Below are 12,666 nucleotides of genomic sequence, written 5' to 3' on the forward strand. Positions count from 1 at the left end.
CCCCCTTTTTCATGACCACACTCGCACACCACCGTCATTTCCGCGCAGGCGGGAATCCAGCGTCTTTAAAGACACTGGGTCCCCGCCTCCGCGGGGACGACGGTATGCGGGTGGCGTCGTGAATTCCGAAGACATTCAATCGAAGGAATCCAAATGAGCGATCTTTCCCAACAGCAAAACATCAAGCGTTCCTGGGACCAGCCGGAGGGCGCCTCGTTCGACCAGTGGATGGAAAGCCGCGTGGCGCGCTTCTCCACGCGCAAGTACGACTGGGACGCGCTCAAGTTCCAGGCCGACTACGACCCCAAGTACCGCCGCGCGCAGATGCGCTACCTGGGTACCGGCGGCACCGGCGTGGCGGCGGACACCAACACCGTGCCGAGCGAGCATTTCACGTTTTCCACGATGATCATCCCGGCCGGCCATGAAGGCCCGTCGCATCTCCACACCGACGTGGAAGAGGTGTTCTTCATCCTGCGCGGCAAGATCAAGCTGATCCTGGAGAAGGACGGCGAGCGTTTCGAAACCATCCTGACCGACCGTGACCTGGTCTCGGTGCCGCCGGGCGTGTACCGCGAGGAAATCAATATCGGCGAGGAAGATGCGCTGATGTGCGTGATGCTCGGCGCCAAGAAGCCGATCACGCCGACCTACCCGCCAGAGCATCCGCTGACGAAGGTCAAGCGCTGATCCGCCATCGGTCCGACCGCACGCCCCGACCATGAGCACCAACGCCATCCCGACGACGCCCGCCGCCAGCGAGACCCCGGACAAGTACATCGTCCCGGGGCTGGAGCGCGGCCTGCGCCTGCTCGGCGAGTTCAGCAGCAAGGACCGCAGCATGTCGGCCGCGGAACTGGCGCGCCGCCTGAAGGTGCCGCGCTCCACCGTGTTCCGCCTGCTGGCCACGCTGGAAATGCTGGGCTTCGTCGAACGCGCCGATGGCGGGCGGGATTTCCGGCTGGGCATGGCGGTGCTGCGGCTCGGGTTCGAGTACCTGGCGTCGCTGGAGCTGACCGAGCTGGGCCGCCCGCTGCTGGAGCGGCTGCGCGACGAGATCGGCTACCCGACCAACCTGGTGGTGCGCGACGGCCGTTCGATCGTCTACGTGGCCAAGGCGGTGTCGCCGCGGCCCTTTGCCAGCTCGGTCAACGTCGGCACGCGGCTGCCGGCGCATGCCACGGTGCTTGGGCGCGTGCTGCTGGAGGACTTGTCGCTGGCGGAACTGCGTGCCCTGTATCCGGAGGCGCAGCTGGAAGTGTTCTCCGACAGCACGCCGCGCACGGCCGATGCGCTCTTCGCCATCGTGCAGCGCGACCGCGAGCGCGGCTACGTGCTGCAGGAAGGCTTCTTCGAATCGAGCATCTCGACCATCGCCGCGCCGGTGCGCGACCGCACCGGCAAGGTGGTGGCGGCGCTGGGCGCCACCATCCCCGCCGCGCATATCGATCCGGAACAGCTGGACGCGATGGTGGAGAAAGTGCGGAACACCGCGGGCGAGCTGTCGCGCCTGCTCGACTACCGGCCGTCGCTGCACAGCGCCGGCAAGGTCGTGAACCTGTATCGGGAGTGAGGACAATGTCCATGATTGAACTCGGCGGCAAGGTTGCCGTCGTTACCGGCGGGTCCTCCGGCATCGGGCTGGCGACCGTCGAGCTGCTGCTCGAGGCGGGCGCCGCCGTCGCCATGTGCGGCCGCGACGAAGCCCGCCTGCGCGGCGCCGAAGCGCAGCTGCGCGAGAAATTCCCCGGCTGCCGGCTTTATGCCGCCACCTGCGACGTGCTCAGGCCGGAACAGGTTGCCGCCTTTGCCGCCGACGTGCAGCAGAAGCTGGGCAACGTCGACATGCTGGTCAACAACGCCGGCCAGGGCCGCGTGTCCACCTTTGCCAATACCGAAGACGCGGCCTGGATGGACGAACTGCAGCTCAAGTTCTTCTCGGTGATCCACCCGACCCGCGCCTTCCTGCCGCAACTGGAGCAGTCGGGCCAGGGCGCGATCGTCTGCGTCAACTCGCTGCTGGCGCAGCAGCCCGAACCGCACATGGTGGCAACGTCCGCGGCTCGCGCCGGCGTGCTGAACCTGGTGCGCTCGATGGCCACCGAGTTCGCCCCCAAGGGTGTCCGCGTCAACGGCATCCTGATCGGGCTGGTCGAATCGGGCCAGTGGCGCCGCCGCTTCGACGCGCGCCCCGAAGAAGACCGCCACCTGGACTGGGCCGCGTGGACCGCGCGCCTGGCCCGGCAGAAACATATTCCCCTTGGCCGCCTGGGCCTGCCCGTCGAGGCAGCCCGCGCCATCCTGTTCCTTGCCTCGCCGTTGTCTTCGTACACCACGGGCAGCCATATCGATATCTCCGGAGGACACTCCCGTCATGCCTAATCAACACCAGTACGAACAACAGCAGGTTACCGTCGGCTGCGCCATCACCGCGTTCCTCGAGCAGTGCGGGGTCAAGGCCGCGTTCGGCGTGATCTCGATCCACAACATGCCGATCCTCGACGCCATGGGCGAGCGCGGCAAGATCCGCTTCGTGCCGGCGCGCGGCGAAGCGGGCGGCACCAACATGGCCGACGCCTACGCCCGTACCACCGGCGGCCTGGGCGTGTGCCTGACCAGCACCGGCACCGCCGCCGGCAATGCCGCCGGCGCCATGGTCGAAGCGCTGACCGCCGGCACGCCGATGCTGCATATCACCGGCCAGATCGAGACGCCGTACCTGGACCAGAGCCTGGCCTATATCCACGAAGCGCCGGACCAGCTGACCATGCTGAAGGCCGTGTCCAAGGCCGCGTTCCGCATCCGCAGCGCCGACACCGCGATCAGCACCATCAAGCTGGCGGTGCAGACCGCGCTGACGGCGCCGACCGGCCCGGTCAGCGTGGAGATCCCCATCGACATCCAGGCCGCGCTGATCGACATGCCGGCCGACCTGCAGCCGCTGCCGGTGCCGCAGCACGTGCCGTCGGCGCACGCGCTGGACGCGCTGGCCGAGCGCCTGGTGAAGGCCAGGCGCCCGCTGCTTTGGCTGGGCGGCGGCGCGCGCCATGCCAGCAAGCAGGTGCAGCGCCTGCTGGACCTGGGCTTCGGCGTGGTCACCAGCACCCAGGGCCGCGGCATCGTGCCCGAGGACGATCCGCGCTCGCTGGGCGCCTTCAACCTGCACAAGCCGGTCGAGGCCTTCTACCAGACCTGCGACGCGATGCTGGTGGTGGGCTCGCGCCTGCGCGGCAATGAAACCCTGAAGTACGAACTGAAGCTGCCGCGCCCGCTGCTGCGCATCGACGCCGATCCCGCCGCCGAAGGCCGCTGCTACATGAGCGATTACTTTGTCAGCGGCGACGCCGCGCTGGCGCTGGATGCGCTGGCGGATCGACTCGAACAGCGCATGCAGATCGACCCGGCCTTCGCCGCCGACCTGCGCCGCGCGCACGACACCGCGGTCAACAGCCTGGTCGACGGCCTGGGCCCGTACTCGGCGCTGGTGCAGGCGCTGCAGGGCGCGGTCGGCCGCAACTTCAACTGGGTGCGCGACGTGACCGTGTCGAACAGCACCTGGGGCAACCGCCAACTGCGCATCTTCGACTCCCGCGCTGGCGTGCATGCGCTGGGCGGCGGCATCGGCCAGGGCCTGGCGATGGGCATCGGCGCGGCGATCGGCGCCGCGGCCACCGGCTCGGGCAAGAAGACCTACACGCTGGCCGGCGACGGCGGCTTCATCCTGAACCTGGGCGAGCTGGCGACCGCGGTGCAGGAACGCGCCGACATGGTCATCGTGCTGATGAACGACAAGGGCTACGGCGTGATCAAGAACATCCAGGACGCGCAGTACGGCGGCCGCCGCCACTATGTGGACCTGCATACGCCTGACTACGCCACGCTGGCGAAGTCGCTGTCGCTGCGCCACGCGCGCGTCAGCAACCTGGCCGAGGCCGGTGCCGCGCTCGAGGCGGCCAAGGCCGAAGCCGGCCCGTTCCTGCTGGAAATCGACATGCTGTCGATCGGTTCCTTCAAGACCATCTTCGCCGGCCCCCCGGTGAACAAGGACAACGAAGAGCCGGCCCGCGAACAATCCACCGTCACCGCCTGAGGGAGACCCGCGATGCTGCATGTGTCCATGGTTGGCTGCGGCGCGATCGGCCGCGGCGTGCTGGAATTGCTCAAGAGCGACCCGGACGTGGTGTTCGACGTGGTGATCGTGCCGGAGCACACGATGGACGAGGCCCGCGGCGCGGTCTCCGCGCTGGCGCCCCGCGCCCGTGTCGCCACGCACCTGGACGACCAGCGGCCCGACCTGCTGGTCGAGTGCGCCGGCCACCATGCGCTGGAAGAGCACATCGTGCCGGCGCTGGAGCGCGGCATCCCGTGCATGGTGGTGTCGGTGGGCGCGCTGTCCGAGCCTGGCATGGCCGAGCGGCTGGAAGCCGCGGCACGCCGCGGCGGCACGCAGGTGCAGCTGCTGTCCGGCGCGATCGGCGCCATCGACGCGCTGGCCGCGGCGCGCGTCGGCGGCCTGGACGAGGTCATCTACACCGGCCGCAAGCCCGCGCGCGCATGGACCGGCACGCCGGCCGAGCAGCTGTTCGACCTGGAGGCGCTGACCGAGGCCACGGTGATCTTCGAAGGCACCGCGCGCGATGCCGCGCGGCTGTACCCGAAAAACGCCAACGTCGCCGCGACGGTGTCGCTGGCCGGCCTGGGGCTGGACCGCACCGCGGTGAAGCTGCTGGCCGATCCGCATGCGGTGGAGAACGTGCATCACGTGGAAGCGCGCGGGGCGTTCGGGGGGTTTGAACTGACGATGCGCGGAAAGCCGCTGGCGGCGAATCCGAAGACTTCGGCGCTGACGGTGTTCAGCGTGGTGCGGGCGCTGGGGAATCGGGCGCACGCGGTATCGATTTAAAGGACCGACGGTTTGCTCCCCTCTCCCGCGCGCGGGAGAGGGGCCGGGGGAGAGGGCAGGAGTGTGCCAAGCACGACGCGCGTCACTCCGTGAAAAGCGCCGGCCCTCTCCCCCACCCCTCTCCCGCAAGCGGGAGAGGGGAGTCCCGCCGCAGCTTGGGTGAGGGCATCGCAACGAGATTACGCAGGAAGGCCGGCAGCGGCAACGACAGACTTAGCAGGCAACGACATGACCACCAAAGAAGTACTTCCGATCTGCATCGCCGGCGAATGGCGCCTCGGCACGGGCGACCGCTACGGCACGCGCTACCCGGCGACCGGCGAGGTCGTCGCAGAACTGAATGCCGCCAGCCTGGCTGACGTGGAAGAGGCAGTGCAGGGCGCTCACCACGCCTTCCTGACCAGCGGCTGGGCCCAGCGCAAGCCGCACGAGCGCGCCGCCGTGCTGTATCGCGTGGCCGAACTGATCCGCGCACAGGCCGAGCCGCTGGCACAGCGCCAGCGCCTGGACAACGGCAAGCCCATCAGCGAAACACGCGCGCTGGTCGCCAGCGCCGCCGGCACCTTCCAGTTCTTTGCCGCCGCCTGCGAAACGCTGGAAGAAACCATCACGCCGCAGCGCGGCGACTGCCTGACCATGAGCGTCTACGAGCCGATGGGCGTGGTCGCGGCGATCACGCCGTGGAACTCGCCGATCGCCAGCGAGGCGCAGAAGATGGCCCCTGCGCTCGCGGCCGGCAACGCCGTGGTGGTCAAGCCCGCCGAAGTGACGCCGCTGATGGCGCTGGAGCTGGCGCGCATCTGCGAGGAAGCCGGCGTGCCCAGGGGACTCATCAGCGTGTTGCCCGGCAAAGGCTCGGTGATCGGTGACGCCATCACCAAGCACCCGCTGGTGCGGCGCGTGTCGTTCACCGGCGGCACTACTACGGGCAAGCACATCGCGCATATCGCCGCCGACAAGATGATGCCGGTGTCGCTGGAGCTGGGCGGCAAGTCGCCGACCATGGTGTTCGACGACGCCGACCTGGACCATGCCGTCAATGGCGTGCTGTACGGCATCTTCAGCTCGTCGGGCGAATCGTGCATCGCCGGCTCGCGCCTGTTCGTGGCGCGTTCGCAGTACGAGGCCTTTATCGACCGGCTGGCGCACGGCGCGGCGCAGCTGCGCGTGGGCGACCCGGCCGACGAGCGCACGCAGATGGGACCGCTGATCACCGACCGCCACCGCGATTCGATCGAGTCGTATGTCGCCGCGGGCGTGGACGAAGGCGGCCAGCTGCGCACCGGCGGCGTGCGTCCCGACGTGGCCGGCCTGCCCAACGGCTACTTCTACACGCCCACCATCATCGAAGGCCTGGATAACCACGCCCGCATCTGCCAGGAAGAAATCTTCGGCCCGGTGCTGGTGGCGATCCCGTTCGACGACGAGGACGACCTGGTCGAACAGGCCAACGACAGCGTCTACGCGCTGGCCGCCGGCATCTGGACGCGCGACTACAAGCGCGCGTGGCGCGTGGCCCGTGCCGTGCAGGCGGGCAACGTGTGGATCAACACCTACAAGCAGTTCTCGATTTCGACGCCGTTCGGCGGCTGGCGCGACAGCGGCCTTGGGCGCGAGAAGGGACGGCTGGGCATCCTGCAGTACATGGAGCAGAAGAGCGTGTACTGGGGCCTGAACGAACAACCGCTGCCGTGGGCCAACCACTGAACCCGGCAGGCTGGAGAGACACAATGATGAAGGTATTGGGAATCGACGAGATCGTGTACGGCGCGGATGACTTCGACGCCTGCCGCGGTTTCTTCACCGACTGGGGCCTGGCCATCAAGCGCGACGACGCGCAAGGGCTGGATTTCGAAACGCTGAACGGCTGCCGCGTGCTGGTGCGCCGCATCGACGATCCGTCGCTGCCGCCGGCGATCGAGGCCGGACCGACGCTGCGCGAAGTGGTATGGGGCGTCGAATCGCAGGCATCGCTCGACCACCTCGCCGAAGCGCTCGCCGATGCGCCTGGCTTTGTGAAGCAGGGCGAAGGCGCCACGCTGCGCATCGGCTGCACCGACCCGAACGGCCTGGCGGTGCGCTTCCAGGTCACGCGCAAGCATGACGTGCAGGTCGACTGCGCGCTGATGAACACGTGGAACGACAAGCCGCGCCTGAACCAGCGCAGCCCGATTTACGACCACGCCACGCCGATCGAAGTGGGCCATGTGGTGTTCTTCGTGAAAGACGTCAAAGCGACTGAGCAGTTCTATGTCGAGAAGTTCGGCTTCGTGCCGTCGGACCGCTATCCGGACCGTGGCGCGTTCCTGCGCTGCACCGCGGACGGCGGCCACCACGATCTGTTCCTGCTGCAGCTGCCGGAACCGAAGAGCGGCCTGAACCATGTCGCCTTCACCGTGCGCGACATCCATGAAGTGTTCGGCGGCGGCATGCATGTGTCACGCAAGGGCTGGGACACGCAGCTCGGCCCGGGCCGGCACCCGATCTCGTCGGCCTACTTCTGGTACTTCAAGAACCCGGCCGGCGGCCTGATCGAGTACTACGCCGACGAAGACCAGCTCGACGAGCACTGGGAGCCGCGCGCCTTCGAGCCGGGCCCGACCATGTTCGCCGAATGGGCGATCGAGGGCGGCATCGACGGCAACACCCGCCGCCAGAAGAACGCGGGCGGCCCGGCAGGCAAGTTCCTGACCGAGAAGCGGTAAGCATAACCACCGTCGCTCCCGTGAAGGCGGGAGCCCAGCGTCTTTGAAGCGCTGGCGAAAAGCAAAGTCACTGGGTTCCCGCCTGCGCGGGAACGACGAACGAAGGAAGCAGCAATGAGTGCCCACCAGTCCCTGACCCTGCGCGTCCAGGCCATGCGTTTTGAAGCGCGCGGCGTGGTCAGCATCGAACTGCAAGATCCCGAAGGGAAGCCCCTGCCCGAGTACAGCCCGGGCGCCCATATCGACCTGCACCTGGGCAACGGCCTGGTGCGCAGCTACTCGCTGTGCGGCGCGCCGGAAACGCGCAACCGCTACACCGTGGGCGTGCTGCTGGACCGCGGCAGCCGCGGCGGCTCGCGCTACGTGCATGAGCAGCTGCGCGTGGGCGCCACGCTGACGGTGGGCGCGCCGCGCAACAACTTCGAACTGGACGAGAGCGCAGCGCACACCGTGCTGGTGGCCGGCGGCATCGGCGTCACGCCGATCGTCTGCATGGCGCGCCGGCTGGCGGAACTGGGCAGGTCGTTCACGCTGATCTACTGCGCGCGTTCGCGCGTGGAGGCGGCGTTCGTCGACACGCTGTCGGCCTATGGCGACGCGGTGCGCTTCCACTTCGACGACGAAGCCGGCGCGCCGCCGGATCTGAACGCCATGCTCTGCGGACAGGACGCGCAGACGCACTTCTACTGCTGCGGCCCCGGCCCGATGCTGAACGCGTTCGAGGCCGCATGCGCGGCGCATGCCTACCCCAATGTCCATATCGAGCGCTTCGCCGCCGACCCGTCGACCGAGGCGGTGCAGGAAGGCGAGTACGTGGTGCAGCTGTCGCGCACCGGGTCGCTGGTCAAGGTGCCGTCGGGCAAGTCGCTGCTCGATGCGCTGCTCGATTCCGGCGTCGAGGTCGAATACAGCTGCCGCGAAGGTGTGTGCGGCTCGTGCGAGACCGCCGTGCTGGAAGGCTGCCCGGACCATCGCGACAGCGTGCTGAGCAACAGCGAGCGCGCCAGCAACAAGACCATGATGGTGTGCGTGTCCGGGTGCAAGGGCAGCAGACTGGTGCTGGATTTGTAATCCACAAACGTTCGATCCGCGCGTGTTTGCTCCCCTCTCCCGCGTGCGGGGGAGGGGCGGGGGAGAGGGGCAGAGCCGGCCGAAGCCAGCGCCGCTGTCAGGTCCCGATTTCCTCACAAAGGTCGCCGGGCAAGCCAGGCATCTGCCGCCTGCAAGCGCCTGCCCTCTCCCCCAACCCCTCTCCCGCAAGCGGGAGAGGGCAGCCATTCGAAAGACCCTACCCAAAAAATACCCGTGCTAACCCAGAGACAAGACGCAGCGTCCCCCGGCGCACCGGTGGCCGCCACCGCAGGTATCGTGACCACGGCCGACAGCGCCGGCCAGGGTGCAACGGCCGCTGCCCGCGGCGGCCCGGTCACGCGCGGCAATATCGTTGCCCGCATCGAGCGCATGCCGGGCAACGCCATGCATGTCCGCGCCCGGCTGCTGATCGGCCTGGCCACCTTCTTCGATGGCTTCGACGTGATTGCCATCGCCGCCACGTTGCCGCTGCTGATCGCACAGTGGTCTCTCACGCCGGGGCAGATCGGCTTCCTGATCGCGGCGCCCTCGGTCGGCCAGCTGGTCGGGGCGCTGCTGTTCCCGGGACTGGCCGAGCGCTTCGGCCGGCTTCGATCGATCGGCTGGAGCGCGGGCATCATCGGCCTGATGAGCCTGGCCTGCGGCTTTGCGCCATCGTTCGAGATCTTCGCGCTGCTGCGCATCGTGCAGGGCCTGGGGCTGGGCGGCGAACTGCCAGTGGCCGCGACCTATATCAACGAGGTCACGCGCGCACATGGCCGCGGACGCTTCGTGCTGCTGTACGAGGTGGTGTTCCCGATCGGGCTGATGGTGTCCAACGGCATCGGCGCCTGGCTGGTGCCGCACTACGGCTGGGAGGTGATGTACTTCATCGGTGGCGTGCCGCTGGTGCTGTTCTTTATCCTGCGCAGGCTGATTCCGGAATCGCCGCGCTGGCTGGCGGAAAAAGGCCGGCTGGAAGAGGCGGACGCCGCGCTGCGCGCCTTCGAGGCGCGGGCGCGCACGCCGCTGCCGCCGCCGGCCGATGCCAGCGCCTACGAACGCATGGGCCAGCACCCGCGCCGGCGCGTGCGCGACCTCGTCAGCAAGGCCTATCTCGGCCGCACGCTGGCGGTATGGATGCTGTGGGCCACCTGCGGCTTTATCCAGTATGGGCTGTCGACCTGGCTGCCGACCGTCTACAAGACCGTCTACCACGCGCCGCTGCAGCTCGCGCTGAACCTCGCCGCGGCGGCGTCGGTGCTGGGCGTGGTGGGCTCGCTGGTCTGCGCCATGATCGTCGACAAGGTCGGGCGCAAGCCGGTGATCAACGTGTCGTTCCTGCTGTGCGCGCTGTCGCTGGTGCTGGCGGGCGTGTTCCACGCCGCCAGCGTGTACGTGGTCGCGACCTTCTGCGCGCTGGCGATGGGCTTCCTCGCCAGCGGCTTTATCACCGCCTACGTCTACACGCCGGAGCTGTATCCGACCAGCGTGCGGGCCATGGGCTGCGGCCTCGGCGGCGCCTGGCTGAAGCTGGCGGCGATCTTCGCGCCGGGGCTGATGGCCAGCACCATCGGCAGCGGCGACCTGAGCTTCGCCTTCTTTGCGCTGTCGGTGGTGCCGGCGCTGGCGGCCGTCACCGTGCATTGCCTGGGCATCGAGACCAAGGGGCGGGTGCTGGAGGAGCTGGAGGTCTGAGCGGGCACGTGCCCATGCGGCTTCCGTCAGGAGCGCATGGGCAGTGCGGCTTGTGGCACCCCGATCGACGCCGTCAGGGCCGCAGCAGCGGACATTTCGACTTCGCTGCCGGCATGAAGGCCTGCTCGCCGGGCACCGTCGCCACCACCTTGTAGTAGTCCCACGGGTATTTGGATTCGGCCGGTGTCTTTACCTCGAACAGATACATGTCGTGGATCATGCGGCCGTCCTCGCGGATGCGGCCGTTTTTCGCGAAGAAGTCGTTGATCGGCATCGACTTCATCTGCTTCATCACCGCCGCGGTCTCATCGGTGCCCGCCGCCTGCACCGCTTTCAGGTAGTGCATCACCGACGAATACGCGGCGGCCTGGCTCATATTGGGCATCTTCTTCAGCTTCTCGAAATAGCGGCGAGACCACGCGCGGGTGGCGTCGTTCATGTCCCAGTAGAAGCCTTCGGTCAGCAGCAGGCCGGCGGTGGTGTTCAGCCCGAGGGCGTGAATGTCGTTGACGTACAGCAGCAGCCCCGCCATGCGCTGGGCGTGATTGCGCGTGAGGCCGAATTCCGATGCCGCCTTGATCGCGTTGATGGCGTCGCCGCCCGCGTTGGCGAGTCCGACGATCTGCGCCTTGCTGGCCTGCGCCTGCAGCAGGTACGAGGCAAAGTCGCTGGCGCCGATCGGGTGGCGCGCGGCCCCCACCACCTTGCCGCCGGTTTCGTTGATGACCGCGGTGGCGGAGTCCTGCAGCGTGTGCCCGAAGGCGTAGTCGGCGGTCAGGAAGAACCAGCTCTTGCCGCCGCGCTGCACCGTCGCGCGCGCGGTGGTGTTGGCAAGCGCGTAGGTGTCGTAGGCGTAGTGCACCGACACCGGCGTGCACAGGTCGTTGGTGATGCGCTCGGTGCCCGGTCCGGAAAACACCACGATGCGGTTCTTCTGCTTCGCCACTTCCAGCACCGCCAGCGCCGGCGCCGAAGCGGCCACGTCGAGGATCGCGTCGACATTGCCGGTGTCGTACCACTCGCGCGCCTTGTTGGCGGCGATATCGGCCTTGTTCTGATGATCGACCACGACCAGCTCGATCTTCTTGCCCAGCACCTTGCCGCCGAAATCATCGATGGCCATCTGCGCCGCGGTGGCGCTGCCGCGGCCGGTGACGTCGGCGTACAGGCCGCTCATGTCGAGCAGCATGCCGAGCTTGACCACGTCATCGGAAATCGCGGCCCTGGGCTGGGCCTGCGCGGTGCCGCAGGCCAGCGCCGTGGCAAGCGCGAGCACGCCGGCGGCCCGGCGCCGGATCGAATGGCGAAGCGTCATGGTGTCTCCTTCCCTGTGTAGTGATTTCTCATTCCGGTCAGGCCGTGCCGAACGGCGTCGCCCCGGTCTGGTCGCGCCGTTCGTCGCACGGGTCCGGTCTTCCTTGAAGGAAACCGGTAGCAGACGTTATAGGCGATCCGGCCGGTGCCGTCATGCCCGGGCGTGGAGAAGACTTGCGGGAGGAAAACAGGCCGCGCTCGCCGCGGCCCTTGCTGCTTATGCCTGCGCGCGCAACAGCTTGCGCAGTCCCTGGTACACCGCCTCGCGCTCCTGCGGCGATAGCTGCCGGATCACCTCGGCCTGGCCGCGCCGCGCCAGCGGCATTACCTGGTCGTGCAGCGCGGTGCCGGCCTCGGTGATGGCGCACAGCAGCTTCTTGCGCGGGGTATTGCCGGCGGAGGTCAGCTGCACCAGACCGCGATCCTCGAGCAGCCGCAGGGTGCGGCTGACCAGCGCTTTGTCCGAGGTCGACTGCGTCACCAGCTCGGCAAACGGCAGTGAGCGCGCATGCGCCAGCAGCGCCAGGATGCGCCATTCCGGCACGGTCAGGCCGAACTGTTCCGCATAGGGCTTGGTGACCGTGCTGCGCAGCGCGGTCACCAGCTGGCTCAGCATCGTGGTCAGGAAGTTGTCGACGGTCAGGCCGCTGCCGGCCTCGTCGAGGTCGGTCCACGGGCTGGCGTTGGCGGCGGGGGCAGGGGTGGGCGCGGGCGTGCCATGGGCGGGCGCGGCATCACGGGGCATGCGTTCCTCTTGGTCTGGTCTGCCGGCCAGGATGCGTGGCCGGTTGGCGGGCAGATTGTCTCACAGGCGCTTGCCATTGCCGCCACCCTGTGGCGATCCGGATGAACGCAAATAAATTAGCAAGAAACAAGATCAGTCAATTAGTGGTTAACGTAAGTTGAGTCGTCAACTGATAGTACCTACGATAGATGCGTTCCTTTTGTGAACTTGCGTTTCATTGATAAAACAAC

General features: G+C 67.9%; 11 protein-coding genes. 9 read left to right on the top strand and 2 right to left on the bottom strand.

Annotated features, from left to right (window positions below; all coding sequences use genetic code 11):
- Nucleotides 1-153: 153 nt before the first annotated feature.
- The 9 genes from RALTA_RS18475 (at nucleotide 154) to RALTA_RS18515 (ending at nucleotide 10,377) form a co-directional block, all read left to right on the top strand.
- Nucleotides 154-690 (top strand): cupin domain-containing protein, encoded by a 537-nt coding sequence (locus RALTA_RS18475; protein ID WP_012355413.1) that lies wholly within the window; start codon nucleotides 154-156, stop codon nucleotides 688-690.
- Nucleotides 691-721: 31 nt separating this feature from the next.
- On the top strand, nucleotides 722-1,573 hold the full coding sequence (locus RALTA_RS18480; protein WP_012355414.1) for an IclR family transcriptional regulator: 852 nt from the start codon (nucleotides 722-724) through the stop codon (nucleotides 1,571-1,573).
- A gap of 5 nt (nucleotides 1,574-1,578) precedes the next feature.
- Nucleotides 1,579-2,382 carry an SDR family oxidoreductase gene (locus RALTA_RS18485; RefSeq protein ID WP_041232470.1) on the top strand — a complete coding sequence of 268 codons (804 nt, stop codon included), beginning with the start codon at nucleotides 1,579-1,581 and terminating at the stop codon, nucleotides 2,380-2,382.
- A complete protein-coding gene (locus tag RALTA_RS18490) occupies nucleotides 2,375-4,090 on the top strand; it encodes a thiamine pyrophosphate-binding protein (protein ID WP_012355416.1) in 1,716 nt (571 codons plus the stop codon). Before RALTA_RS18485 ends, RALTA_RS18490 begins: the two co-directional genes overlap by 8 nt.
- Nucleotides 4,091-4,102: 12 nt before the next feature.
- Nucleotides 4,103-4,903 (top strand): aspartate dehydrogenase, encoded by an 801-nt coding sequence (locus RALTA_RS18495; RefSeq protein ID WP_012355417.1) that lies wholly within the window; start codon nucleotides 4,103-4,105, stop codon nucleotides 4,901-4,903.
- Nucleotides 4,904-5,131: 228 nt separating this feature from the next.
- Complete coding sequence (locus RALTA_RS18500; protein WP_012355418.1) at nucleotides 5,132-6,610, top strand: aldehyde dehydrogenase; 1,479 nt, start codon at nucleotides 5,132-5,134, stop codon at nucleotides 6,608-6,610.
- A 23-nt stretch (nucleotides 6,611-6,633) separates the two neighbouring features.
- Nucleotides 6,634-7,608, top strand: coding sequence for a VOC family protein (locus RALTA_RS18505; protein ID WP_012355419.1), 975 nt, complete (start codon nucleotides 6,634-6,636; stop codon nucleotides 7,606-7,608).
- 114 nt (nucleotides 7,609-7,722) lie between these two features.
- Nucleotides 7,723-8,679, top strand: coding sequence for a PDR/VanB family oxidoreductase (locus RALTA_RS18510; RefSeq protein ID WP_012355420.1), 957 nt, complete (start codon nucleotides 7,723-7,725; stop codon nucleotides 8,677-8,679).
- A 276-nt stretch (nucleotides 8,680-8,955) separates the two neighbouring features.
- Nucleotides 8,956-10,377, top strand: a complete 1,422-nt coding sequence (locus RALTA_RS18515) for an MFS transporter (RefSeq protein ID WP_012355421.1) — start codon at nucleotides 8,956-8,958, stop codon at nucleotides 10,375-10,377.
- 73 nt (nucleotides 10,378-10,450) lie between these two features.
- Here the strand turns inward: RALTA_RS18515 and RALTA_RS18520 are convergent, their stop codons facing one another.
- A complete protein-coding gene (locus RALTA_RS18520; RefSeq protein ID WP_012355422.1) occupies nucleotides 10,451-11,692 on the bottom strand; it encodes an ABC transporter substrate-binding protein in 1,242 nt (413 codons plus the stop codon).
- Between the two features lie 216 nt (nucleotides 11,693-11,908).
- On the bottom strand, nucleotides 11,909-12,436 hold the full coding sequence (locus RALTA_RS18525) for a MarR family winged helix-turn-helix transcriptional regulator (protein ID WP_012355423.1): 528 nt from the start codon (nucleotides 12,434-12,436) through the stop codon (nucleotides 11,909-11,911).
- Nucleotides 12,437-12,666: the final 230 nt, after the last annotated feature.

It is taken from the genome of Cupriavidus taiwanensis LMG 19424 (assembly GCF_000069785.1).
Taxonomy (GTDB): Bacteria; Pseudomonadota; Gammaproteobacteria; order Burkholderiales; family Burkholderiaceae; genus Cupriavidus; species Cupriavidus taiwanensis.

Excerpts from the sequence above, each read along its gene's own strand:
- RALTA_RS18475 (WP_012355413.1), top strand. The coding sequence starts at position 154 with ATGAGCGATCTTTCCCAACAGCAAAACATCAAGCGTTCCTGGGACCAG.
- RALTA_RS18480 (WP_012355414.1), top strand. The coding sequence starts at position 722 with ATGAGCACCAACGCCATCCCGACGACGCCCGCCGCCAGCGAGACCCCG.
- RALTA_RS18485 (WP_041232470.1), top strand. The coding sequence starts at position 1,579 with ATGTCCATGATTGAACTCGGCGGCAAGGTTGCCGTCGTTACCGGCGGG.
- RALTA_RS18490 (WP_012355416.1), top strand. The coding sequence starts at position 2,375 with ATGCCTAATCAACACCAGTACGAACAACAGCAGGTTACCGTCGGCTGC.
- RALTA_RS18495 (WP_012355417.1), top strand. The coding sequence starts at position 4,103 with ATGCTGCATGTGTCCATGGTTGGCTGCGGCGCGATCGGCCGCGGCGTG.
- RALTA_RS18500 (WP_012355418.1), top strand. The coding sequence starts at position 5,132 with ATGACCACCAAAGAAGTACTTCCGATCTGCATCGCCGGCGAATGGCGC.
- RALTA_RS18505 (WP_012355419.1), top strand. The coding sequence starts at position 6,634 with ATGATGAAGGTATTGGGAATCGACGAGATCGTGTACGGCGCGGATGAC.
- RALTA_RS18510 (WP_012355420.1), top strand. The coding sequence starts at position 7,723 with ATGAGTGCCCACCAGTCCCTGACCCTGCGCGTCCAGGCCATGCGTTTT.
- RALTA_RS18520 (WP_012355422.1), bottom strand. The coding sequence starts at position 11,692 with ATGACGCTTCGCCATTCGATCCGGCGCCGGGCCGCCGGCGTGCTCGCG.
- RALTA_RS18525 (WP_012355423.1), bottom strand. The coding sequence starts at position 12,436 with ATGCCCCGTGATGCCGCGCCCGCCCATGGCACGCCCGCGCCCACCCCT.